Raw genomic sequence first — 24,706 nt, forward strand, 5'->3', positions numbered from 1 at the left:
CCCCGTCCGCGCCCGCTCAGGCTTCCGCTCTCGCGTCGGACCAGGACGTGTTCGGCGTCACCATGCTCTATCCGACGAAGCCGGGCGGTGAGTCCTGGGCCCTCGCGAGCGATGCGCTGCGTGACTCGCGCTTCGATCCGCAGAAGACCATCACTCGCAACGCGGATGGCTCCTGGAAGATGCGGAGCACCCAGGTCCGCATGGAGGTGTTCACCTCCTCCGGCTACGACTCGAAGAAGATCCCCACCTACGACCGGGACGTCCTCGCGAGCCGCGGCTACATGCAGTCGCCCAACGATTGGAAGAACGTGGAGATGACGGGATTCGTGAAGGTGAACGCCACCGGCAACACCGGCGACAACTTCGCCTGGTACGCCCGCGGTGGCCGCCACACCGACTCGATCGCCTGCGAGGGCTCCTCCTACAAGGGCGGCCTGCACTACGACGGCCGCGTCCGCTGGGAGAAGGAGACCTGGCACGTGAGCTACGACAACGTGCCCTACAAGACGGCCACCTCGTCCCTCAAGGGCCGCTGGGTGGGCTTCAAGGCCGTCATGCGCAACACCTCCGCCAACGGCAAGCCCGCGGTGCGGCTCGAGCTCTGGCTCAATGACTCTGCCGACAAGCGGACGTGGAAGAAGGTCTACGAGAAACTGGATGACGGTTCCTGGGGCGGGGACGCGAACCACTGCGGTGGCTCCGCGCCGGCCATGCCCATCACCTGGGGCGGTCCCATCGCCACCTTCCGCTGGGACAGCGCCACGGACGTGGATTTCAAGTGGCTCAGCGTCCGTGAGATTACGGAATAGGTCCAGTCCCCGCGCCCTACCTGGGATGATGGGTGGGGCGTGAGGATTTCCAGCTTCCCCACTCCTTTTTCATATGGAGTGCGACAGGTCTGCACGGTCTTGGACCCTGGGCTCGCACCCAGGGCCCATGGCCGCATTTCCCGCGCCACACCAGCCTTCCGACGCCACTGAACGTATTCGTACGCGCTGGTGGCGCCATTCCGGGCCGTGCCTCCGACGGCTCCGGACCTCGCGGGGGGAGTCTTCTCATGCAGATCACGTTCCTCGGGCATGCCGGCTTCCTGATCGAAACCCAACACGCCCTGGTGGTCGCCGATCCTTGGCTCTCCCCTCAGGGGGCGTTCGACTCGGCCTGGATGCAATTCCCACGCAACCACCAACTGGCTCCCTTCGTGCGCGAGCGGCTGGAGTTCTCGACGAAGGAGCGCTTCCTCTACATCAGCCACGAGCACAAGGATCACTACGATCCCGACTTCCTCCGCACCCTGACGAAGCGCGACTTCACCGTCGTCATCGGCCGCTTCCGCCGCACTGCCCTCCGCGATGCGTTCGAGGCCTATGGCGCCAGGCGCATCATCACCTGCGAGGACCAGCAGGAGGTCCCCTTCAAGGGCGGCTACCTCAAGCTCTACCTCACCGACTCGGGCACCAACCGCGACTCGGCGCTGCTCGTCCAGGAGGGAGGGCGGAGCTTCCTCAACCTCAACGACTGCAAGATCCATGATCGGCTGCAGCGCATCGTGGCGGAGGAGGGGCCCATCGACGTCTTCACCGCCCAGTTCTCCGGCGCCATCTGGCACCCCACCTGCTACGACTACTCGCGCGAGGAGTACATCGAGCACTCGCGGCAGAAGCGCGCCAGCAAGTTCGAGGCGGTGGCTCGCGCCATCGAGATCGTCCAGCCTCGCGCCTACCTGGCCTCGGCCGGTCCCGCCTGCTTCCTGGATCCGTCCCTCTTCCACATCAACCTGGAGCCGGTGAACATCTTCCCGCGCGCCTCGGAGCTCTTCTCCTTCCTCCATCACCGCCTCGCCGGGAAGACTCCTCGTCTCTTCGAGCCCATGCCCGGTGACATGCTCGATGTGGACCTCGCGGATATGGTGTCCCTCGCTTCCGAGCGCGTCACCGACGAGAACGTCTCTCAGTACCTGCGCTCGTATGCCTCCCTCCAGACCCGCGTCTTCCGCGAGCGGCGCCGCAACATGATGTTGGAGGAGGTGGATCGCATCCACCTGCGGCTGCGCGAGGAGTTGCAACACAAGCTGGATGCCTTCTCCCTGGCCGATCGCGTGATGATGCCCCTCTACCTCGGCCTCGTCGAGCTCCCCGGGCAGCTGCTCCGCGTGGATTTTCGCTCCCGCCGCGTCGACGTCGTCAGCGAGGTGCGCGACCTGAGCCGGTACACCCTCATCGCGAGCGCCGCCGACATCGTCCGCGTCCTGGATCGCAAGTTGAATTGGGAGGACTTCCTGCTGTCCTTCCGCTTCCGCGCCTCCCGCCAGCCCGACATCTACGACGCCACCCTGCACAACTTCCTCGCCGCCGAGATCGAGGATCTGCGCGCCTTGTGCGACGGCACGCTGGACACCGAGTCCCTCAAGGAGCGCACCGTCGTCTCCGCCGGCGGGCTCCGCTACTCCGTCAACCGCTACTGCCCCCACCAGGGCGCCGATCTCGAGGAAGGCTGGATCGAAGAGGGGCGCTACCTCGTGTGCCCCCGTCATCGCTGGCGCTTCGATCTGCCCGACGGCGGCGTCTGCTCCGCCAATGGTTGCTCCATCCAGGCCCAACCCGCCTCGTCCTCGGGCAAGGACGACGACACGTCTGGCCCGGTCGTGGAACAGCGGCCCTTCGTGTGAGCTCTCTTCCTTTCCCTTCCTCCCTCTCCCTCCGGGAGAGGGTCGGGGTGAGGGTATCCGTCACCGTGTCCGGAGCCGGGAGTGCACAGACCCGTGTCTGGCTCCGAGTCCCGGTGAGGCCCGCGAACAGGGGGGAACCCTTGTGCTCGAGATACCCTCACCCTTTCCCTCTCCCGGAGGGAGAGGGGAGGGGGGTCACGGATGGGTTCTTAGTTCCACCTGGAAACGCCCGTTGTCGCTTCTCAGGCCCACCGGCCCGTCGAACGTGAGCACTTCCTCGGGCAGTGTCCCTTCCCAGACCGACCTGCCGTCGACTCGCACCGTCAGCGCTCTTCCCTCGAGCTCTGCTCTCAAGGTGTGGTCGTCTCCCGGCTCCAGCTCCGGCACCGGTTCCTTGCTCCGCGGTTTCACCGTCCGGTAGCCACCGTTGCCGCAGTCGTCCGAGCGCTCCTTCCCCGGGTTGTGCTTCACGGACACCACCAGCCCTGCTTTCGGCTCGATGCGCCACATCACGTAGACGACGTTGCAGCCGTCCTTCGCCCGCAGCTTCAACCCCACCTGCCGCCTCAGCTCCCCCGATTGCAATGGCACTTGCTCTCGGGTCGCCCCCAGGTAGGTGAAGCGCAGTTCCGCCACCCGCGCTTCCTCCGGCGCCTTCATCGCCGCCACCAGCGCTCGTGTCTTCGGCTCTCCCTGCGAGGGCGCCACCGCGCGCACCTTCGGTGAATCGATCACCAGGCGCCCGTCCGGCAGTGGCTCCAGCTTCCCCTGGGTCACCTTCATCCGCTGCGGCTCCACCACGGGCAGCGTGTCATCCTTCTTCATGCTCTTCCCCGAAGGCGCGGGGTGCGCGAGCAGTCCCAGCAGCGAGGCCACCAGGACCGGCCGGAGGATCACGGCCGTTCCTCCCCCAGGAACCGGCCCAGCTCCGTCACGTGCGCCTTCAGCCAGGCCTGCTCCGCCCTCAGCCGCGCCAGCTCCAACACCAGGTAGTCACGGTAGCGGCGCACCTTCGCCGTCTCCATCGTCTGGAGCTCCTTCAGCTGCCCCTCCAGGTCCGAGACCAGCACCGAGACCTCTCGCAGCCGCGTCTCCTCCGTCCCGTGGGCCGCCCTCAGCTCGCGCAGCAGCCGGGCCACCTCCTGGCTCACTCCCTCCACGTCCTCCTCGAGCCACCTCCGGCGTCCCTCGCGCGCCCTCGCGTTCGCCGACGGCTGCCACAGGCTCCCCAGGTTGTACGAGACCGTCAACATCCCGAAGAGCGGCACGTCCTGCCTCACGTTGATCAGCTCGTCGTACCCGCCTCGCAGCCGCACCGTCCACGCCGACGCGCGCCGCAGCCCCGCCGACTCCTCCTCCACCCGATCATCCGCCGCCCTCATCTCCCCCAGGTACGTGGACAGGGGACGCTCGGCCGGGCGGGGCAGGGTGGCCAGCCGCTCTCGCTCCCTCGCCGTCTCGTGCGCCAGCGCCCTCAGGCCGTCCATTCGCAACCGCAGCGCGTTGAGCTCCTCCACCGTCGCCCGGCCCTCCTTCACGTCCTCCGCCAGCGACTTCAGGAGCTGCTCGGCCTCGGGGAGCATGGCCTCCAACACCTGGGCTCGCGCGGCCAGCGCCGCCTCCGCTCCCACGTCCGGTCCCCTCTTCACCGCCGCTCGCAGCGCCGAGAGCGCCCGGTAGCGCTCGCACTCCGCCTCCGCCCGGCGGCGGATCCCCAGGCCCCGGTACAGCCCCACGAGGTCATACTCCAGGCCCGCCGTGAGTCTCGGCGTCGGACCGCCCAGCGGCACGCCTCCTCCGCTCGCCTCGCCGGCGTTCACCACGCCCACGTTCGCGAACACGTCCGGTGCCAGCAACACCGCCGACTCCGCGTCGCCCACCCCGCGCACGAAGGCGCAGTAGCCCGGCTCGCGCTCCTCTCCCGCCGGCTCCTGGGCCTCCGCGGCCCCAGCCCCCAGGCCCGCCAGCACGCCCCATGCAACCGCCCACCGCATAGCGTCTCCTTCCTGGCTCCCGCGCTACAGCAGCAGCGGCGGCCGCCCCAGGTGCAGCAATTCCTCGCGCGCCCAGCGCTCGTCCCGCAGCTCCAGCTCCACCATCACGCCTCGCAGCATCGTCTGGCGCACCGGGTGCTTCACCGTCACCTCGCCCTGCAACGGTTGGCCCACCATCCCCACCTCCCGGCACCACAGCAGCTTCAGCGCGCACCGGTAGAGCGGCGTTCCCGCTCCCGCGTTCCCCAGGTTCTCGTAGGGCACGAAGCCCACCGTCAGCCCTCGCTCGATGGCCTCCAGCCACGGCGAGCTCCGGATGGACGCCAGCAGCGCGTCGTAGCGCCCCACCGCCTCGTCCAGCGACTTCAAGCTCTCCTTCAGGTGGTGCCGCTCGCTCTCCGCCCTCGCCACCTCCAGCACCGAGCGCGTGTACTCCCGCTCCAGCAGCAACACCTCCGTGGTCAGGCCCGCGGACCTGCCCGCCATCGAGGCATCGAAGCCGTCCAGCTCCCGCTTCAGCGCCTCCAGCCTCGTCTGCAGCTCCGCCGAGCCCTCCGACAGCGACAGGTTCGTCTGCGCCATCTGCGCCAGCTGGTGGTTCGCCGTGAGCCGCTCCTCCCGCACCAACATCCGCGCGTTGTAGAGCGCCTCCGTGCGCGTGCGCGCCATCCCCGCGTAGGCCCGGTTGGATTCGGCGATCTCCTCGGCCGCCTCCCGGTACTCCCGGCGCAGCACCGCCAGCCTCCGCAGCGACTTCGCCCGCGCCTCCCGCTCTCCGCTCAGCGCCAGCCGGAAGCGCTCCTGGAAGTCCTTCTCCGAGCCCAACAGCCGCTCGGCCTGCTCCAAGCGCGCCTCGAGCTCCCTGCGGTCCGCCAGCAGCTTGTCCCGCGCCGCCGCCTGCTGTGCCAGCTGGGCGTTGAGCTGGAGGATCTGCGGATCCGTCGGTGACACCACCGTGGGCGTCACCCAGGCGTGGCCCACGAAGAAGAAGGCCTGCATCCCCAGGTACGACACCAGCCCCACCAGGATGAGGGCCAGCAACACCGAGCCCAGTGTCTTGTAGGCGTTGACCGCGAGGGTGTTGAGCTTGTTGACGATGCGCTGGTTCATGGCGTCGTGCTCCCTCCCACCGTTCGCGTGGAGGAGATGATGCTGGGGGCCTGCTTGGCGGGCGGCACATCCGCGGGCGGTACGGCGGGCGCCGTGCTCGGCTTGCCCCGCGTCTCCCAGCTCCCCGAGTCCAGCGTGAACAGCGCCAGCGGGGTGAAGAGTGCGTAGGTGATGGGCATCAGCAGTCCCATGGGCAGGAAGGAGATCGCCGGCACGCGCATGTCCGCCGGCAGATCCCTCTTGTCGATCCGATAGATGATCCCCATCGCCCCCATGACGAGCATGTGCAGCAGCAGCACGCCCCAGAACTGCCCGTTGATCAGGTTGTGGATGATGATGACGGGGTAGGAGAGCAGCAGCGCCAGCTGCGACACGTAGTGGACGCACACCACCGGGTGCAGTCTCCAGGCGTGGCTCAGCCCGCAGATCATGTCCACGAGGTTGGAGCGCCGCCAGCGCAGCTGCTGCGAGAAGTAGCCCGCCAACGTGGCCGGCGCCGCCGTCTGGCACCAGGCCGCCGTGGTGTAGACCGTCTCGTAGCCCGCCTTGACGATCTGCCGCGTGAGGAAGCGATCCTCTCCGTACTTGATGGGCACCCCGGCGATGTTGCGCGCCTCGAGGATGGGCTCCAGCTCCAGCAGCACCTGGCGCCGGTACGCCGTCAGACACCCGGACAGGCACAGCACCGAGCGGAAGCTCCGCTCCAGATCCTTGAGCCACTCCTGGGCGAAGTAGAACTTGATCTCGATCATCCGCGTCATCCAGTTCTGATGACGGTTGGCCACGTAGGTGCGGCCTCCCACCGCGGCGATGCGCGGGCTCACGAAGCGCCGCACCAGCTCGCGCACGGCGCTCGGGTGCACCACCACGTCCGAGTCCACCGACACGATGATCTCCGCCGTCGCCTCGCGCACCGCCCGGGCGATGCCCTTGCGCTTGCCCATGTTGTACGGGTTGCGCATCACCTTCACGCTCGGGTGGCCCTCGGCCGCCCTCAGCGCCCAGGCATGGCTGTCGTCGGTGGAGCAGTCGTCCACCACGCAGATGCTCAGCTTGTCCGCGGGATAGTCCTGCTCCAGCAGGCTTCGCACCGCGTGGTAGATGCCCTCGCCCTCGTTGAAGAGGGGAATCACCACCGTGACGGTTGGCTGGTAGCCATCATCCGCGGCGTCCACCCGGCGGCCTCGGAGTCGCCGCAGCAGCGGACCGAGCACGTACCGGTTCGTCATCACCACCAGTACCAACAGGTGAATGGGGAAGAGTTCCATGTCCCACCCGGTGGCTCGACCGAGCCCGTCGCGCCCTCGATACACACACCTCGGACGCTCGCTCCTGGCCCTGCCTCGCCCTGCCGCCCCCCTCGGCCCCGACCCCACCGCGCCCACTCCTCACGGTTCTTCGGGGCGGCGTGAAACTCGACCCGTGCCAATCCCTGGACAATTGCCCCGTGGGGTGGGCGGAGTGCTCTCCACCGACTGCGCACCCACCCCCGATGTCGGGCGGTGGGTCACCTCGATGACTCTGGTGTCCTCCCGTCGTCACACTGGCACGACCCGGGCACTGCTTGTCCGCGCTCGCGTGGACCCTAGGTTCAGCCGCCAGCAACCGCTAGGGGTTGTCAGGGGGTGGGATGATGGTGCGGTCATGCTTCGCGGTCTGGAGAAGACGCCTGCTGCTCGCGGCGGGTCTGCTGCTGGCGCTGGTCCCGTTGGCGGCGGAGGCGGCGGATCCCAAAGTGGCGGGGGAGTGGTCTCCACTGACGACCTTCCCCGTGTCCTTGACCCACTCCCACCTGCTGCCCACCGGCCAGGTGATGTTCTTCGGCGAGTTCGACGAGGGGCTGCTGCCACCTCAATTGTGGGACCCCGCCACGGGAGCGCTCTCCGGCCTGCCGCGGGCGGACTACAACATCTTCTGCTCGGGTCACTCCTTCCTGCCGGACGGGCGGCTGCTGGTGACGGGCGGCCATGAGGAGTCCCACGTGGGCTACCCCTACGTGAGCATCTTCAACCCCTTCACGCTCACGTGGAGCCGCGGCCCGGACATGAATGACCTGCGGTGGTACCCCACCAACACCACGCTCGCCAGCGGAGACGTGGTGGTGCTCTCGGGCGAGACCCATGCGTCCGGCACCTGCAACGAGCTGCCGCAGGTGTGGCAGTCCACCACGGGCACGTTCCGCAACCTCACCAGCGCCGTCCGGGACGTGCCCTACTACCCGCGGGTGTTCCTGGCTCCCAACGGCAAGATCTTCTACGCCGCTCCCCAGCGTACCTCCCGCTGGTTGGATACCGAGGGCACCGGCACCTGGTTCGAGGGCCCTCGCAGCGCGTACAACGGCCGCTCCTACGGCTCGGCGGTGATGATCGACTCCAAGGTGCTCCTCATCGGAGGAGGCTCGCCGCCCACCGCCACCGTGGAGGAGATCGATCTCGCGGTGCCGACACCCACCTGGCGCGCCCGTGCCCCGATGACCTGGCCGAGGCGCCAGCTCAACGCCACCCTGCTGCCGGACGGCAAGGTGCTGGTGACGGGTGGCAGCGGTGGCTCGGACTTCGATGACGAGACCCTGCCCGTCAAGGTGCCGGAGCTCTACGATCCCGAGACCGACACCTGGACGAAGCTCGCCCCCGCGGCGGACTACCGGGGCTATCACTCGACGGCGCTCCTGCTGCCCGACGGTCGCGTGCTGACCGGTGGTGGCCGCAACCTGCGCACGGTGGAGCTCTTCTCGCCGCCCTACCTGAAGCAGGACGGCTCCCGTCCCGCCATCCAGGAGGCTCCGGCCGTCATCACTCCCGGGACGAGCTTCCTCGTGCAGACCCTGGACGCGTCGCGGGTGGCCAAGGTGACGCTGCTCGCCCTCGGCTCGGTGACGCACGCCTTCGATCAGAACCAGCGTCTCCTCAAGCTGGCCTTCTCCCAGACGAGCGGTGGCCTGAGCGTGACCGCCCCCGCGAGCAACCTCTCCGCGCCTCCGGGCTACTACATGCTCTTCATCGTGGACGGGCGGGGCGTGCCCTCGGTGGCGCGCATGGTGCGCGTGGCCCAGGTGACGCCCTCCGCGCGGAAGAAGATCGTCCTCGGCGACACCTGGAAGTACGACGACCGGGGCATCGATCAGGGCACCGCCTGGCTTGCCCGGGACTTCGATGACTCGGCGTGGAAGACCGGCTCGGGTCAGCTCGGCTACGGCGACGAGGACGAGGGCACCGTCCTCACTCACGGCTCTCCCACCTTCTACTTCCGCAAGAAGCTCACCCTGGACAACATCGTCACCGCGGCCAACCTCGAGGTGCTGTACGACGACGCCATCGCCGTGTGGGTCAACGGTGTGCCCGTCTTCTCCCGCAACATGGGCAACGGCACGAACTTCTCCGCCTGGGCCTCCGGCTCGGCGACCAACGCGTACGAGCGCGTCCCGCTCCCGCTCACGTCCAATCCGTTCCGCGTGGGAGAGAACGTGGTGACGGCGATCGTGAAGCAGGTGTCGGCCAACTCGGATGATCTCACCTTCGCGCTCGCGCTGGAGGTGGAGCAGCTCTCGGGCCCGGTGCCGGACATGCTGGTGCTCACCGCGCCCAACGGGGGGGAGGTCTTCCTGCCGGGCGCCTCCAGGTCCATCACCTGGGCCAGTACCGGCAACGTGGCGAGCGTGGACCTGACGCTCTCCACGGACAATGGCGTGAGCTGGACGCCCATCGCCTCCGACGTGCCCAACACCGGCGTGTACGCGTGGACGGTGCCGGAGGTGAGCACCACCCAGGCGCTGGTGCGCGTGGCCCGCGTCGGCGGGACCCCGCTGTCGGACGTGAGCAACGCTCCCTTCACCATCAGCCGGCAGACGACGATCCTTCCCATCCCCTTCCGGTCCGTGTGGAAGTACGACGACAGCGGGGTGGATCCGGGCATGCACTGGAACATGGCGAGCTTCGATGACTCGGCGTGGAAGTCCGGCGCGGGCCAGCTCGGATACGGCGACGGCGACGAGGCCACCGTGCTCACTCGTGGCGCCGTGTCCCAGTCGAGCGTCTACTTCCGCAAGAAGATCTTCGTGAACGGGGCCGTCACCGAGGCCAACCTGCGCGTCCTCTTCGACGATGGGGTGGCGGTGTTCGTCAACGGCTCGCAGGTGTTCGCCCGGAACGTGGGCAAGGGCCTCGCCCATGACAAGTACGCGAGCGCCGGCACGGAGAACGAGCTCGCCGCCGACTCCATCCCCATCGGGGTGTTCGTCCAGGGGGAGAACACCATCACGGTGGTGGTCAAGCAGACGGGCGCGACCTCGCCGGATCTGTCGTTCGACCTGGAGCTGCAGCTCGGCGTCGTCACCGGACAGTGAGCCGGCGGGGGGGCGTACGACTCACCGGACTGGCGTGTCCGCTCACAACGCGTTAGGTGAGGGGGCTGGAGTCCGCCCATGACGCCAAGCCCCCCTTCCACGCCGCCCCTGACACTGCGCCACGACGAGGTCCACCTCTGGGTGGTGGAGCCGGAGCGTGTGACCGATCCCCGGTTGCTCGGGGCCTACGTGGCGCTGCTCGACGAGAGCGAGCGGGCCCGGCGCCTGCGCTTCCGCTTCGAGAAGCACCAGCACCAGTTCCTGGTGTCGCACGCGCTGGTTCGCGTCACCCTGTCCCGCTACGCGCCGGTGCCGCCCCAGGCCTGGCGCTTCGCCAACAACGCGTACGGGCGTCCGGATCTCTCCGGCTCGGTCCTTCCCGGGCTGCGCTTCAACCTCTCGCACACGGACGGCATGGCGGTGTGCGCGGTGGCGCTCGACACGGACGTGGGCGCGGACGTGGAGGACTCCGGGCGCCAGGGCCAGACGGTGGAGCTGGCCGACTCCTTCTTCGCTCCCTCGGAGGTGGCCGCCCTGCGCGCGCTGCCCCCCGAGCGCCAGCGCGAGCGCTTCTTCGAGTACTGGACGCTGAAGGAGTCCTACATCAAGGCGCGTGGCATGGGGCTGAGCCTGCCGTTGGATCAGTTCGCCTTCCACCTGGAGCCCGGACAGCCGCCGCGCATCTCGTTCGATCCGCGGCTGGCGGACGAGCCCGGCTCGTGGCGCTTCGTGCAGCTCCAGCTCTCGGAGCGGCACCCCGCGGCGGTGGCGGTGCGCCGCGCCTGGAGCCTGCCCCTGTCGGTGCGGTGCCAGCGGACCGTGCCGCTGGCGGGCGATGAGCCGCCCTGGGTCGTCACCGCCGGCTAGGGGCCGACCTCCGGGCACCAGCGGACGAGCTCCTCGCGGAGCGCCGCCAGCAGCGGCTCCCGGACCGTGCGCAGGAAGAAGTGCTTGCCGGGGAACCAGCGCAGCCGGAGCTCCTCCGTCGTCAGCTCGCCCCAGGCGTCGAGGCTCTCCTGGGTGACGTGCGGATCCTCCTCGCCCGACCAGGCCGAGATGGGGCAGCGCACCGGCGTGGCGGGCAGCAGGGTGTCCGCCACGGAGAAGTCGGCGCGCAGCGACGGCAGCACCATCTCCAACAGCTCCTTGTGGGCGAAGACCTCGGGGGGCGTGCCCTCGTAGCTGCGCAGCAGCTCGACGAAGTTCGCGTCATCCAGATCGTCCCGGGACGGACGGTCGCGGTGGGGCGCGCCGGCGGCGGCCATCACCAGCCCGAGCGGCAGGGGCGCGCCACGGGCCTGCCAGCGCTGCGTGAGCGCCAGTGCGATGCGCGTGCCCATGCTGTAGCCGAAGAAGACGAAGGGCTTGTCCAGCAGCGGCGCCAGGACCGGCTCCAGCGCGTCCAGCAGCGCGGGGATCCGCCGGAAGGGCTGCTCCAGGATGCGCCGCTCGCGGCCCGGCAGCTGCACGGCGCACACCTCCACGCTCGCCGGGAGCGCCGCTCCCCAGTTGTTGTAGATGGAGGCGCCTCCCCCCGCGTACGGGAAACAGAACACCCGCAGGCGGGTGTGGGGATTGGGCTGGCGAAGTGGGAACCAGGGATTCACGGGCGGGTTGGACGGTCGCATCATCTTTTTCGAGGCTGGATGGTTCCCATATCAGGGAATCCCGTCCGGTGGGGCCTCCGGACGCTTGGCGTGGATTTGCGGAGTGATCTCCGCACCTTCTGGGCCGAGGTAGGACCGGTGTGTGCAACAGCGGACGTGGAGCGCAATCCCGGGCATGCCGAGCGTGTGCTGCCGGACGGATCGATCCGGGGCTGGAAGGGGGGGACGCTCGTCTGTCCGCCCGCTTATGGGTATCGAATTTCTCATCATGAAAGATGAGGGGAGCGCGCCTGGGATGGAAGAGGGTACTCCGGCGCCGCCGGACCTGCCCTACCGCGAGCTGTTCCTGTCCGTCGTCGAGGAGCTGCCGGACGCGGTCTTCACCAAGGATCTGCAGGGGCGCTACACCTTCATCAACAAGGTGGGGGCGAGCTACCTGGGCCTGCCCGTGGAGCGGATCATCGGCCACAAGGACGGCGAGCTGATGACCGCCGAGGAGGCGCAGCGCACCCTGGAGTTCGATCGGCAGACGCTGCTGGCGGGGCGCACGCTCCACGCGGAGATGCACGAGCACATGGCGGGAGCCCATCGCGAGTGGCTCTCCACGAAGGGCGTGCTCCACCGGCCGGACGGGCAGGTGATGGGGCTGTTCGGCATCGCGAGGGATCTGTCGACGCACCGGCGCAACGAGGCGGTCCAGCGCCAGAGCGAGGCGCTCTTCCGGGCGGCGACCAGCAGCAGCTTCGACGCGTTCTTCATCGTCCGGGGCGAGCAGGAGCACCTGCGGCTGCTGCGCATCAACGCCCACGCCGAGTCCCTGCTGGGCTGCGAGGCGCGTCAGGCCGAGGGACGCCTGTTGTCCGACTTTCCGCACGCGGCCTTCATCGCGCCTCGGGCCCTGTGCGAGCAGCTCTGGCGGACCGGTCAGAACCATGACGACGAGGTGGATCAGGTTCGGCCGGGACAGGGCCGCCGCTGGTTCCGCCGCCAGCTGAGCGCGGTGGGCGACTGCCTGGCCATCACCATGCGCGACATCACCGAGCAGCGCGAGAACGAGCTGCGCCTGCGGCTCAACGAGCGCATGGCCTCCATCGGGATGCTCGCCGCGGGGGTGGCGCACGAGATCAACAACCCGCTGGCGTTCGTCTCCAGCAACCTGGGCTTCATCGCCACCGAGCTGCGCCGGCTGGCGCTGCCGGAGGAGGAGCTGCGCGAGCTGCTGGAGGCCCTCACCGAGGCGCGCGAGGGCACCGAGCGCATGCGGCTCATCGTGGAGAGCCTCCGGGCGCTGTCGCGGGGAGATCAGACGACCACGCACCCGTTGGATCTGCACGAGGTGCTGGAGAACTCGGTGCACCTGGCCTGGGGCCGGCTGCGCAGCCGGGGGCGGCTGGTGCGCGACTACGGGGAGCTACCCCAGGTGCTCGGCAACTCCGTGCAGCTGGCGCAGGTCTTCACCAACCTGCTCATCAACGCGGCGCACGCGCTGCCCAGGTCGGGCGGGGAGATCCGGCTGGTGACGCGCATGCAGGGCACCTCCCAGGCGGTGGTGGAGGTGCACGACAACGGCTGCGGCATCCCCGCCGAGAACCTCGAGCGCATCTTCGAGCCCTTCTTCACCACCAAGCCCGTGGGCGAGGGCACGGGCCTGGGGTTGTCCATCAGCCACGACATCCTCCGCGGACTCGGAGGCAGCATGTCCGTGGAGAGCGTGGTGGGGGAGGGGAGCACCTTCCGCGTCTTCCTGCCCGTGGTGGACGAGGCGCACGACGAGGGTGATGAGGACACGCGCCCCGAGGACGGCGCCCACCTCCAGCACTCCGCGGCCTAGGCGCGCGCCATCTTCTGGCGGAGGCTGAGCGGGCGCATGTCCGTCCACACCTCCTTGATGTACGCGAGGCACTCGTCCTTCGAGCCCTGCTTGCCCGCGTCCTTCCAGCCCAGCGCGTTCTCCCGGTCCGCGGGCCAGATCGAATACTGCTCCTCGTGGTTCACCACGACCTTGTAGGCGACGGTGTCCTGCTGCTCGCTCATCTCGTGCTCCTGAATCAGTGCGCCGCCATGGGCGGGCGCCACCTCTTACCAGCCGCCGCCATGCATCGGCCAGGGGCCTTGATGACGCACGGGGCCACTCTCCGGCCGTGCCTCGAACACACCCCGGGCTGCTTGCCAGTTGGGCGTGAAACATGGGAAGAACCAACTGCTTTAAAGGAAAGCAGTTAATTCTTGATTGGCTGTTTCTTCCGGACTTTGAGAGTCCGCGAATTCTGGATCGAGGATGGGTTCCGCATCACGACAGGAGCAGTCAGGGGGGGCTTCGGAGCCCAGGACGTCCAGGCGGTTGGTGGTCGACGACATCCGCACCTTCCGGGCGTTCCTCACCACCGAGGCGCGGCGGGGCACGTTCGAGGCCCTGCACCAGCCGAGCCCGAGGCACGCGGCGCGGGATCTGGTGGAGACGTGGACGCTCATCTTCGCCGCCTGGGCGCTGTGCTTCTACGTCTCGCCGCTGTGGACGCCGCTGGCGCTGATCGTCATCGGCTCGCGGCAGCGCGCGCTGGGCAACCGCCTGCACGATGCGTCCCACGGCAACATGCTGCGCGGCAAGAAGGCCAACCAATGGGTCGCCTCGCTGCTGTGCGCGCTGCCGATCTTCGAGGACTACGAGCTGTACCGGCTCGAGCACCTGCAGCACCACGCCTACCTCGGCACGCCGGGGAGGGATCCGGACTTCCTGGAACTGCCCGCGCAGGGAGAGGAGTCACCGCGGAGCGCCTGGCGGGTGTATCTCTCGTTCGCGCTCAATCCGAGAATGTGGCGGGACTCGGTGCTGACGACGCTGCCCCGCGTGGGCGCGGTGCAGCGGCTGCGTGTGCTCGCCTGGTGGACGGTCATGCTCGGCGTGCTCGCGCTGCTGGCGGGGCCTCGAGGTGCGCTGGTGTTCGCCGCGCTGTGGCTGGCCTCGAAGGCCACCGTCTACCATCTCATCAAAGTATTCGCGGAGATCTCCGATCACGTGGGCCTCGTTCCAGGCACCATCCTCGGCTACACTCGGAACCTCCCGAACAACTGGCTGTCCTTCTTCTTGCACCCGCATCACGACAACTACCACCTGACCCACCACCTCTTCCCTCGCATCCCGCTGGCACACCTGCCCCGGATGCACGGGTTGTTGATGGACGTGGACCTCTACGCACAGGCCCACCAGTGCGAGCGCTACTTCCTCGGAGAGTCCTCGGTGGTGCGCAGCTGGCTCCAACCCAAGCCAGGGCCCATGGCCGCCGTCCCGGTGGTGTCGTGAGCCTCGTGACTCCCATGTGGGTGCCGGAACTCTGAGTGGCGCCGTGCCCGTGTCGACTTCCGACGCGCCCGCGCCCCCCCTCGTCTTCTCTTCGCGGAAACCACCATGTCCGAAGTGACTTCGTCCTCGCGTGAGCCGCGCGCCTCCCTTGCCTCGCCCTCGGGCGAGGAGTCCCTCCATCCGCTCGGCCACGCCCAGCAGCGCATCTGGCTCACCGAGCAGTTCCACCCCGGGACGCCCATCGCCAACCTCGCCGGCCTGCTCACCGTGCGCGGTCCGGTGCGCATGGAGCTGCTCGAGGAGGCGCTGTACCGCTTCGCCCAGGGCACCGAGTCCCTCCACCTGGAGTTCGTCGTGCGCGGAGGGCAGGTGTACCAGCGGCGCTCGTCGCGGCCCGTACCCCGCCCGGAGGTGGTGGACTTCTCCGGCGAGGCCGATCCGAAGGCCGCCGCGGAGCGCTGGTGCTCCGAGCGGACGCGGGTGCCCTTCGCCCACTTCGATGGACCGCTCTTCCGCCTCGCGGCGGTGAAGCTCGGCGGGGGCCAGGGGGGCTACTACGCCTGCCTGCACCACCTGATCGGCGATGGCTTCTCGCTCGGCCTGCTGGTCCGCTCCGTCAACCGCATCTACGAGACGCTCCTGGCGGGGAAGGCGCCGGACGCGGCGGTGGGTGGCTCCTACGTGCGGTACCTGGAGCGCGAGCGGGCATATCTGGGCTCGCCCGAGGCCGAGGAGGAGCGGCGCCGCTGGCACGAGCGGCTCGCGGGCCTGGACGAGCCGGCGCTGCTGCGCGCGGCGGGCTCGCCGCTGGATGGCACCCGCGCGGTGCGGCACACCGTGGTGCTGGACGAGGCCACCACCGAGGCCGTGGGCCAGGTGGCCGCGCGCTCCGGGAGCACGGTGGCGCGCTTCTTCGCCGCGCTCACCGGCCTCTTCGTGTCCAAGGTGACGGGCCGGCGGGACGTGTGCCTGGGGACGTTCGTCCACGGCCGCGGCGTCCGGGAAGACCTGGTGACGTGCGGGATGATGGTCGGCACCGTGCCGCTGCGCTTCCAGGTGGAGGGCGGAGCGCCGTTCGACCAGGTGCTGCGCGGGGTGGGCTCCGCCCAGCATCAGGCGCTCAAGCTGTCACGCTACCCGTTCGATCTGCTCGCGCAGCAGCTCCGGGCCGGCGGGCTCGACGGGTCGCCGCTCTTCGACGTGCTCGTGTCCTTCCAGAATGGCCGCTTCGATGCCCGGTTCGACGGGCACCCGGTGGACATCTCCTGGTTCTCCAACGGCCATGAGACGCACGCGCTCGCGGTGCACGTGAACGACCGCATCGGGCAGGGGCGGCTCACGATCGACATGGACTTCCGCGAGAGCGCCTTCCCGGAGGAGATGCCGGCGGTGCTCGCGGAGAGCTTCCGGCACCTGTTGGACGAGGTGCTCGCCGGAGCGGGCGGGACCGAGGAGCGTCCGGTGTCGCGGCTGTCCGTGGTGAGCCCGCGCCAGTCCGAGCGGCTGGCCTCGTGGAACCCCGGGCCCCGGCCGTTCCCCCGCGAGGACAACGTGGCCGAGCTGCTCGCGCGGCGGGCCGCCGAGGTGCCCTCGCGGGTGGCGGTGCGCGCGGGCGCCGAGCGCCTCACGTATGGCGAGCTGGATGCACGGGCTCGCGCGGTGGCGGAGGCGCTGGTGGCGCGTGGCGCCGGACCGGGCGGCGTGGTGGGGCTGATGACGGCCCGCTCGGCGGACCTGCTGGTGGGACTGCTCGGCATCCTGAAGGCCGGGGCCGCGTACCTGCCGTTCGATTCGCACCAGCCTCGGGAGCGGCTCGCGCTGCTGGCCCGTGACGCGGGCGTGCGCCTCGTGGTGGCCGATGCCCGGCACGCGGAGCTCGCGGGCGGGCTCGGCGCGGACGTGGTGCGCGTGGACGGTGTGGCTCCCTCGGCGGCGGCCCCGGTGGCCTCTCCGGCGCGGCCCGAGGACGTGGCCTATGTCCTCTATACCTCCGGCTCCACGGGCAAGCCCAAGGGCGTCCAGGTGCCGCACCGCGCCCTGGCCAACTTCCTCGCGGCCATGGTCGAGGCTCTGCCCCTGGAGGGCGAGGGCCTCCGCTTCCTCTGCACCACCACCGTCACCTTCGACATCTTTGGCCTGGAGACGTGGCTGCCCCTGTGGCTCGGCCACGAGGTGGTGTTGGCGGACGAGGAGACGCAGCGCTCGCCGGATCGGCTCGGCGCGCTCATCCGCGAGAGCGGTTGCCACCTGGTGCAGCTCACGCCCTCGCGCTTGCAACTGCTGATGGAGGAGCCGGTGGGCCGCGAGGCGCTCGCGGGCGTGCGGCTGGTGCTCGTCGGCGGCGAGCCGATGCCGGCCCACCTGCTCGCGCGCCTGCGGGAAGTGACGCGCGCGCGCATCTTCAACATGTACGGCCCCACCGAGACCACCATCTGGTCCACGGTGAGCGAGCTCACGCACAAGACGCGGGTGGACGTGGGTCGGCCCGTGCTCAACACGCAGGTGCTGGTGCTGGGCCCGGACGGTGAGCTGCTGCCCCCCGGCGTGGCGGGCGAGCTGTGCATCGCCGGCGAGGGCCTCGCGCGTGGCTACCTGGGCCGCCCGGACCTCACCGCCGAGCGCTTCGTCGCCTCGCCCCTGGCGCGCGGCGAGCGGGTGTACCGCACCGGAGACCGTGCGCGCTGGCTGCCCACGGGCGAGTTGGAGCACCACGGCCGCATCGACCTGCAGGTGAAGCTGCGCGGCCACCGGATCGAACCGGGGGAGATCGAGGCGCAGCTCGTCACCTCGGGGCTCGCCTCGGCGGCGGCGGTGGTGGTGCGCAATGAGCCGAGCGTGGGCGCCGTGCTGGCCGCCTTCTACGTGCCCACCCAGGACTCGCGCTCGCCTCGCGAGGTGTTGCTCCAGACGCTGCCGGACTACATGGTGCCGGCGTACTTCGTGAAGCTGTCCGCGCTGCCCTCACTGCCGAGCGGCAAGGTGGACCGCAACGCGCTGGTGCTCGTCACCGGACAGGGCGGCTTCGACCGCGACGTGGTCCCGCCCTCCACGGAGACCGAGCGCTGGCTGCTCGCGCTCTTCGGGCAGGTGCTGGGCGTGGAGCGGCTCGGGGTGACGGATGGCTTCTTCGAGCTGGGCGGGCACTCGCTGCTTGCGGTGCAGCTCGTCCACCGCGTGGCCGAGGCCTTCGGACGGAGGCTGTCGCTCGCGGACGTCTTCCACTCGCCCACCGTGCGCGCCCTCGCCGCGCGCCTGGAGTCCGCCGCGAGTGCCCAGGCCCCGCTGCCCCGGGTGGCCGATGCGTCGCATTACCCGGCCTCGCCCGCGCAGCGTCAGCTCTTCATCGCGCAGGAGCAGGGTGGGGCAGGGGACACGCGCTACCACATGACCGGTGCGCTGGCCCTCTCGGGGCCGCTGGACGTGGCGCGGCTGGAGAGCGCCCTGCGGACGCTGGTGCAGCGGCACGAGGCGTTCCGTACCTCCTTCGCCTTCGTGGAGGGCGAGGTGGTGCAGCGCGTGGCGCCGTCCGTCCCGTTCTCGCTCGAGCGGCCCGCCGCCGGGGGCGAGCTGCCGGAACTGGCCCGCCGCTTCGTCCGCCCGTTCGACCTGGGCTCGGCGCCGCTGTTCCGCGCGGGCCTCGTGGAGCGCGAGGGCGCGCCCGCGCTCCTGCTGGTGGACCTGCACCACATCATCTCCGATGCGAGCTCCGTGGAGCGCGTGCTCGCGGAGCTGGTGGCGCTGTATGAAGGCAAGGAGCTGCCGGCTCCTGGCCCGCGCCCGAGGGACTTCGCGTCCTGGCAGCTCTCGCGCTTGGAGACGCCGGAGCTGGTGGCCCACGGCGAGTACTGGAAGGGCGTCTTCGCCGAGCCTCCTCCTCCCCTGGATCTCCCCGCGGATGGGGCTCGCACGGCCCATGCCTCGCTCGATGCGGGCGTGCACGCGGTGACGCTCGCGCCCGAGCTCACCGAGCGCGTGCGCGACCTGTGCCGCCGTCAGTCCACCACGCTGTTCAACGGGCTGCTCACCGCGTTCAACCTGCTCCTGTCGCGCCACGGTGCGACGCGGGACGTGGTGGTGGGCACGCCGGTGCTCGGTCGCAACCACCCCGAGCTGCGCGAGGCCGTGGGCTTCCTGGTGGACACCGTCGCGCTGCGCAACCCGGTCCGCGAGGAGCTGTCCGTCGAGGCCTTCCTCGGCCAGGTGTCGCGCCACACGGCGGAGGCCCTGGAGCACCAGGAGTTCCCCTTCGCCCGGCTCGTGGAGGTGCTGCACGCGCGGGGGGCGCTGGCCCGTGGCTCGCTCTTCGACGTGCTCTTCAGCCTGGAGGAGGCCGGGCCGGCGGTGCTGGCCTGTGAGTCCGGCCTCCGCCTGGAGCGCCTGGAGCCGCCCCTCCCGACTTCGAAGGTCGAGCTGACGCTCACCGCCCAGGTGCGCGAGGGTGGTGCCCTGCGCCTGGAGTGGAGCTATCGCACGGCGCTCTTCTCGCCCGAGCGCATCGCGCGGATGGCCCAGCGCTACGTCCGCCTGCTGGAGGCCATGGTGGCGCGGCCCGGCGCGGCGCTGCGCGACCTGCCGATGTACAGCCCGGCCGAGCGGACGCAGCTGCTCGACGGCTTCAACGCCCACCGTTACGACTACCCGATCCACCGCACCATCGGTGAGCTGTTCGAGGAGCAGGCCGCGCTCCACCCCGACGCGCTCGCCGCGTGGCACGAGGGTCGCGGGCTGACGTACCGGGAGCTGGACGCGCGGACGAACCAGCTCGCGCGGAGCCTGCGCGCACGGGGCGTGGGCCGCGAGACGGTGGTGGCCGTGCTGGCCCGCCCCTCGGTGGAGATGGTGGTGGGCATCCTCGCCGTGGTGAAGGCGGGCGGCGCGTACCTGCCGATGGACCCGATGCACCCGGCCGAGCGCATCGAGCTGCTGCTCCAGGACGCCGGGGTCCGGCTGCTGCTGGAGGACGAGGTCCACCCGGAGGTGCGCTTCGAGGGCACCCGGCTGTCGCTCACCGCGCCGTCGAGCTTCGACGCGGACGCCTCGCCGCTGGCGCGCGTGAACGCGCCGGAGGACCTGCTCTACGTCATCTACACCTCGGGCACGACGGGCAAGCCCAAGGGCGTGATGGTGGAGCACCGGGCGCTCTGCAACCAGGTGCACTGGCTGCGGCGGATGTTCTCCCCGGCGGGACGGATGCGGCACATGCTGCTCGTGTCGCCCGCGGTGGACGTGTCCGTGCACCAGCTCTTCCTGCCACTGATGCGCGGCGACGCGCTCTTCCTGCCCACCTACGAGACGCTCGTGTCCCCCGAGGGCCTCTATGCCTACGTGGTGGACAACCGCATCGACGTGGTGGACTCGGTGCCCGCGCTCCTCAAGGGGCTGCTGGAGCACGGCGCCGGTCACGCGAAGCTGAAGGTGCCCTACCTGTGCTTCGGCGGAGACGTGCTGAGCGCCAGCGTGGTGGAGCTCGTCGAGCGCCACGCGGAGATCTCCACCCTCATCAACTACTACGGCCCCACCGAGGCCTGCCTCAACACCACCGCGCTCTTCACCCAGGACTGGCGCCAGTACACCAAGGTCCCCATCGGCCCGCCGGTGGACAACTACCGCGTGTACCTCGTCGACGAGCACCTCAACCTCGTGCCCCCCGGCTCGGTGGGAGAGATCTGCGTCGGCGGAGTGGGCCTCGCGCGGGGCTACCTCGGACGGCCGGACCTCTCCGCCGACCGCTTCGTGCCCAACCCGTTCGCCTCCGGCGAGCGGATGTACCGCACGGGTGACCTCGGCCGGTGGCTGCCGGATGGGAAGATCGACTTCCTGGGCCGCGTGGACCACCAGGTGAAGATCCGCGGCTTCCGCGTGGAGACGGCGGAGATCGAGGTCGTCATCAGCCGCATGCCCGGCGTGGCCGACTGCGTCGTCGAGGCGCTCGACGATGGTGACGGCAACAAGCGCCTGGCGGCCTTCCTCGTGCCCAGGGCGGGGGAGAGCGTGGACCTCGCCCAGGTGCGCGAGGCGCTCAAGGCCCGGCTCCCGTCCTACATGGTGCCCTCGGTGCTGGTGCCGCTGGAGGCCATGCCCGTCACCGCGAGCGGCAAGTTGGACCGGAAGGCGCTCGCCGGGCTCGCCGAGACGGGCAGCACGACCGACACGGCCGCCTCCCGCCCGCTCACCGCGTTCGAGCAGCAGGTGGCCGCCCTCTGGTCCGAGGTGCTCGGCTCGCCGGTGGCCCGGCCGTCCGATGACTTCTTCGACCTCGGTGGGCACTCGCTGCTGGCCACGCAGGTCCGCTCGCGCGTGACGCAGACCCTGGGCCTGGACGCGCCCCTGCGGATGCTCTTCGAGAACACCTCGCTGGAGGACTACGCCCGGGCACTCGAGGCCCTTCGGCCCACGGCGCCCGCCGCCCCGGCGGAGCGCATCCCCGTCGTTCCCCGCACCGGAGGCCTGCCGCTCTCCTCGGCGCAGCAGCGGCTGTGGTTCCTGGATCAGCTCGAACCGGGCAGCCCGCTCTACAACATTGCTGGTGCGGTTCAGCTGGAGGGGCGGCTCGACGAGGCGGCGCTCTCGGCGGCCTTCGATGAGCTGGTGTCGCGCCACGAGTCGCTGCGCACCACGTTCTCCCCGAAGGACGGCGGCTGCGAGCAGCTCATCCACCCGGAGGCCCGCTTCGCGCTCGAGGTGGAGGACCTGCGCGAGCAGCCCGAGGCCCGCGCCGAGGCGGAGCTGGCCCGGCGTCTGGCGAAGGCGGCCGAGCAGCCGTTCTCGCTCGCGGAGGGTCCGCTGCTGCGCGTGCGCCTCTTCCGTCTGGAGGCCGAGCGCAACGTGGTGCTGGTGGTGATGCACCACATCATCTCGGACGGCTGGTCCATCAACGTGCTGTTGCGCGAGTTCGCCGCGCTGTACGCGGGCCGCGCGGGTGGGGCGCCGGTGGCGCTCGCGCCGCTGCCCATCCAGTACGCGGATTACGCCGCCTGGCAGCGCCAGGGACAGGGCGCCGCGGGGCTCGAGGCGGACCTGGCCTTCTGGAAGGAGCACATCGGTGACAACCCGCCGCCGCTGCGCCTGCCCACCGATCGGCCCCGCCCGCCCGTGCAGACGCACCGGGGCGCGCTGCTGTCGGGCAAGTGGTCGCCGTCGCTCGCCCGGGGGCTCCAGGAGCTGAGCCGCCGCGGCGGGCGCACCCTCTTCATGACGCTGCTGGCGGCCTTCCAGACGCTGCTGCACCGTCAGACGGGCCAGCGCACCATCATCGTCGGCACGCCCATCGCCAACCGCACCCGCGCGGAGACCGAGGGCGTCATCGGCTGCTTCATCAACACGCTCGCCCTGCGCGCGGACGTGGATCCCTCTCAGTCCTTCGAGTCGCTCGCCGACTCGGTGGGCCGCTCGGTGCTCTCCGCCTTCACGCACCAGGCGCTCCCGTTCGACGTGCTGGTGGAGAAGCTCGGGGTGGAGCGCGACCTGAGCCAGTCGCCGCTCGTGCAGGTGCTCTTCGCGCTGCAGAACGCGCCGGGCGGGCCGGTGGAGCTGCCCGGCCTGCGGATGTCGCCCGTGGAGGTGCCCACCGGCACCGCCCGGTTCGACCTCTCGGTGGCCGTCTCCGAGGAGCCGGACGGGCTCGCCTACACCTTCGAGTACAACACCGACCTCTTCCTCCCGAGCACCCTCCAGCGCATGGTGCGCGCCTTCGAGGTGCTGCTGGAGGGAGTGGTGAGCCGGCCGGACGCCCGCGTGGGCGAGCTGCCGGTGGTGCCGCCCGAGGAGCAGCGCTTCCTCGCCAGCCTCAACGACACGGCGCAGCCGGTGGAGTACCGGCTCGCGCGGGAGATGCTGGAGGCCCAGGCCCGCAGCCGTCCGGACGCGCCGGCCCTGCAACACCGGGGCGTGCAGGTGACGTATGCCGAGTGGGACCGGCGGGCCAACCAGCTCGCCTGGGCGCTGCGCAAGCGCGGCATCGGGCCCGAGAGCGTGGTGGCGCTCAGCCTGGAGCCCTCCATCGACGTGCTGGTGACGTTCTTCGGCATCCTGAAGTCCGGCGCCGCGTACGTGCCGCTCGACCCGAGCTACCCGCAGGATCGGCTCGCCTTCATGCTCCAGGACTCCGGGGCGAAGGTGCTCATCACCCGGGAGAGCCTGCTGGGCCAGTTCCCCCTGCCCGAGGGCGTGGAGCCGTTCGTCTGGGAGCGCGAGACGGAGCGCATGGCCGCCGAGCCCGTGGAGGCGCCGCCCGCCTGGGTGGAGCCCGACACGCTCGCGTACCTCATCTACACCTCGGGCTCCACCGGCACGCCCAAGGCGGTGATGATCTCCAACGGCGCGATGGTGAACTACGCCGCCGCAGCCGCCCGGGGCTACGGCCTGCGCCACACGGACAAGGCGCTGCTGCTCTCGCCCATCAGCTTCGACATGAGCCTGGAGCAGATCCTCCCGTGCCTCTACGTGGGCGGCACGCTCGTCATCCGCGAGGAGGACACGCTCGACTCGGTGGAGAAGTTCGTCGAGCAGGTGCGCGGCTGGGGCATCGGCTTCCTCAGCATGCCCGCGGCGCTCTGGGCCGAGCTCACCGCCGGCCTGGACCAGGGCCGGCTCCAGTTCCCGCCCTCGGTGCGCGTGGTGAACTCCGGTGGAGAGAAGATCCTCCCCTCGCGCGTGCTGGCGTGGCGCCGCGTGGTGGGCCCGTCCGTGCAGATGATGAACTCGTACGGCCCGACGGAGGTCACCGTCATCGGCACCACGTGCAACCTCACCACGCTCGAGCAGGAGATCCTCGAGACGCACGAGGTGCCACTGGGCCGGGCGATCGCCAACGTGCGCGTGCACGTGCTGGACAAGCACCTGCAACCGGTGGCGCGCGGCGTGGCCGGGGAGATCTACATCGGCGGAGCCGGCGTGGGCCGCGGCTACCACAAGCGCCCGGACCTGACCGCCGATCGCTTCATTCCGGATCCGTTCTCCCCGACGCCCGGTGGCCGGATGTACCGCACCGGCGACGTGGCCCGGCTGCTCGAGAACGGCATGGTGGAGTACCTGGGTCGCAGCGACCATCAGGTGAAGATCCGCGGCTTCCGCATCGAGCTGGGGGAGATCGAAACGGCGCTCAGCCAGCACCCGAAGGTGAAGGACGTGGTGGTGGTGGTGCGCGACGAGCCTCCGGCGGGCAAGCGGCTGGTGGCCTACGTCACGCCTCGCGGCGAGGAGCGTCCCGCGGGAGTCGAGCTGCGCGGCTTCCTCAAGGGCCGCATGCCCGACTACATGGTCCCCAACGCCTACGTCTGCCTGGACGCACTGCCCATCGCGCCGGGCGGCAAGGTGGACCGCAAGCGGCTGCCGGCTCCGGATCGCGAGGAGGGCGAGGCCTTCGTGGCGCCCCGGGGCGAGCTGGAGGAGGCCGTCGCCAACATCTACGCGGCGGTGCTGTCGGTGCCCCGCGTGAGCGCGACGGATGACTTCTTCACCCTCGGCGGGCACTCGCTGCTGGCCACCCAGCTCGTGGCGCGCTTGAGGGACTCGCTCTCGGTCGAGGTGCCGCTCAAGACGGTGTTCGAGCACCCCACGGTCGAGGCGCTCGCGAAGGCAGTGGATGCGTTGCGCCAGCAGGGGGCGCGCGGTGGTGAAGATCGAATCGGGCGCGCCTCGCGCCAGGGCCGGAAGGTCAAACGGTGAGCAGCGATACGAACCCCT

The 24,706-nt window shown here is 70.2% G+C and carries 13 protein-coding genes; 7 read left to right on the top strand and 6 right to left on the bottom strand.

Annotated elements, in window-relative coordinates:
- The first annotated feature begins 47 nt into the window (after positions 1-47).
- Positions 48-809 carry a carbohydrate-binding protein gene (locus JRI60_RS23730; RefSeq protein WP_343213420.1) on the top strand — a complete coding sequence of 254 codons (762 nt, stop codon included), beginning with the start codon at positions 48-50 and terminating at the stop codon, positions 807-809.
- Between the two features lie 248 nt (positions 810-1,057).
- Complete coding sequence (locus JRI60_RS23735) at positions 1,058-2,668, top strand: Rieske 2Fe-2S domain-containing protein (RefSeq protein ID WP_204228168.1); 1,611 nt, start codon at positions 1,058-1,060, stop codon at positions 2,666-2,668.
- Positions 2,669-2,863: 195 nt separating this feature from the next.
- On the opposite strand, the gene JRI60_RS23740 is transcribed toward JRI60_RS23735, so the two are convergent.
- Genes JRI60_RS23740 through JRI60_RS23755 form a run of 4 tightly spaced genes read right to left on the bottom strand, consistent with a single transcriptional unit; the run spans position 2,864 to position 7,040 of the window.
- A complete protein-coding gene (locus JRI60_RS23740; RefSeq protein WP_204228169.1) occupies positions 2,864-3,565 on the bottom strand; it encodes a hypothetical protein in 702 nt (233 codons plus the stop codon).
- On the bottom strand, positions 3,562-4,662 hold the full coding sequence (locus JRI60_RS23745) for a hypothetical protein (protein WP_204228170.1): 1,101 nt from the start codon (positions 4,660-4,662) through the stop codon (positions 3,562-3,564). The genes JRI60_RS23740 and JRI60_RS23745 overlap by 4 nt, the downstream gene beginning before the upstream one ends.
- A 24-nt stretch (positions 4,663-4,686) precedes the next feature.
- Positions 4,687-5,772 carry a hypothetical protein gene (locus tag JRI60_RS23750; RefSeq protein WP_204228171.1) on the bottom strand — a complete coding sequence of 362 codons (1,086 nt, stop codon included), beginning with the start codon at positions 5,770-5,772 and terminating at the stop codon, positions 4,687-4,689.
- Positions 5,769-7,040: a glycosyltransferase gene (locus tag JRI60_RS23755; protein WP_204228172.1), complete on the bottom strand. Its 1,272-nt coding sequence runs from the start codon at positions 7,038-7,040 to the stop codon at positions 5,769-5,771. The genes JRI60_RS23750 and JRI60_RS23755 overlap by 4 nt, the downstream gene beginning before the upstream one ends.
- A gap of 362 nt (positions 7,041-7,402) precedes the next feature.
- On the opposite strand from JRI60_RS23755, the gene JRI60_RS23760 reads away from it, so the two are divergent.
- Positions 7,403-10,114 (top strand): galactose oxidase-like domain-containing protein, encoded by a 2,712-nt coding sequence (locus tag JRI60_RS23760; RefSeq protein ID WP_204228173.1) that lies wholly within the window; start codon positions 7,403-7,405, stop codon positions 10,112-10,114.
- Between the two features lie 78 nt (positions 10,115-10,192).
- Positions 10,193-10,981, top strand: a complete 789-nt coding sequence (locus JRI60_RS23765) for a 4'-phosphopantetheinyl transferase family protein (RefSeq protein ID WP_204228174.1) — start codon at positions 10,193-10,195, stop codon at positions 10,979-10,981.
- Here the strand turns inward: JRI60_RS23765 and JRI60_RS23770 are convergent.
- Positions 10,978-11,721: a thioesterase II family protein gene (locus tag JRI60_RS23770; RefSeq protein WP_239470691.1), complete on the bottom strand. Its 744-nt coding sequence runs from the start codon at positions 11,719-11,721 to the stop codon at positions 10,978-10,980. The two genes, JRI60_RS23765 and JRI60_RS23770, sit on opposite strands and share 4 nt — an antisense overlap.
- 295 nt (positions 11,722-12,016) lie before the next feature.
- Here JRI60_RS23770 and JRI60_RS23775 point away from each other — a divergent pair, with 295 nt between their 5' ends.
- Positions 12,017-13,552 carry a PAS domain-containing sensor histidine kinase gene (locus tag JRI60_RS23775; protein ID WP_239470692.1) on the top strand — a complete coding sequence of 512 codons (1,536 nt, stop codon included), beginning with the start codon at positions 12,017-12,019 and terminating at the stop codon, positions 13,550-13,552.
- On the opposite strand, the gene JRI60_RS23780 is transcribed toward JRI60_RS23775, so the two are convergent.
- Positions 13,549-13,755 carry an MbtH family protein gene (locus JRI60_RS23780; RefSeq protein WP_204228176.1) on the bottom strand — a complete coding sequence of 69 codons (207 nt, stop codon included), beginning with the start codon at positions 13,753-13,755 and terminating at the stop codon, positions 13,549-13,551. The two genes, JRI60_RS23775 and JRI60_RS23780, sit on opposite strands and share 4 nt — an antisense overlap.
- Positions 13,756-14,065: 310 nt before the next feature.
- Between JRI60_RS23780 and JRI60_RS23785 the strand changes: the two genes are divergently transcribed.
- The gene (locus JRI60_RS23785; RefSeq protein ID WP_204228177.1) at positions 14,066-15,022 is read left to right on the top strand and encodes a fatty acid desaturase family protein; all 957 of its coding nucleotides are present in this window, start codon (positions 14,066-14,068) and stop codon (positions 15,020-15,022) included.
- A gap of 105 nt (positions 15,023-15,127) precedes the next feature.
- Positions 15,128-24,688: a non-ribosomal peptide synthetase gene (locus JRI60_RS23790; protein ID WP_204228178.1), complete on the top strand. Its 9,561-nt coding sequence runs from the start codon at positions 15,128-15,130 to the stop codon at positions 24,686-24,688.
- Positions 24,689-24,706: the final 18 nt, after the last annotated feature.

The sequence above is a fragment of the Archangium violaceum genome, from assembly GCF_016887565.1.
GTDB classification, from domain to species: Bacteria; Myxococcota; Myxococcia; order Myxococcales; family Myxococcaceae; genus Archangium; species Archangium violaceum_B.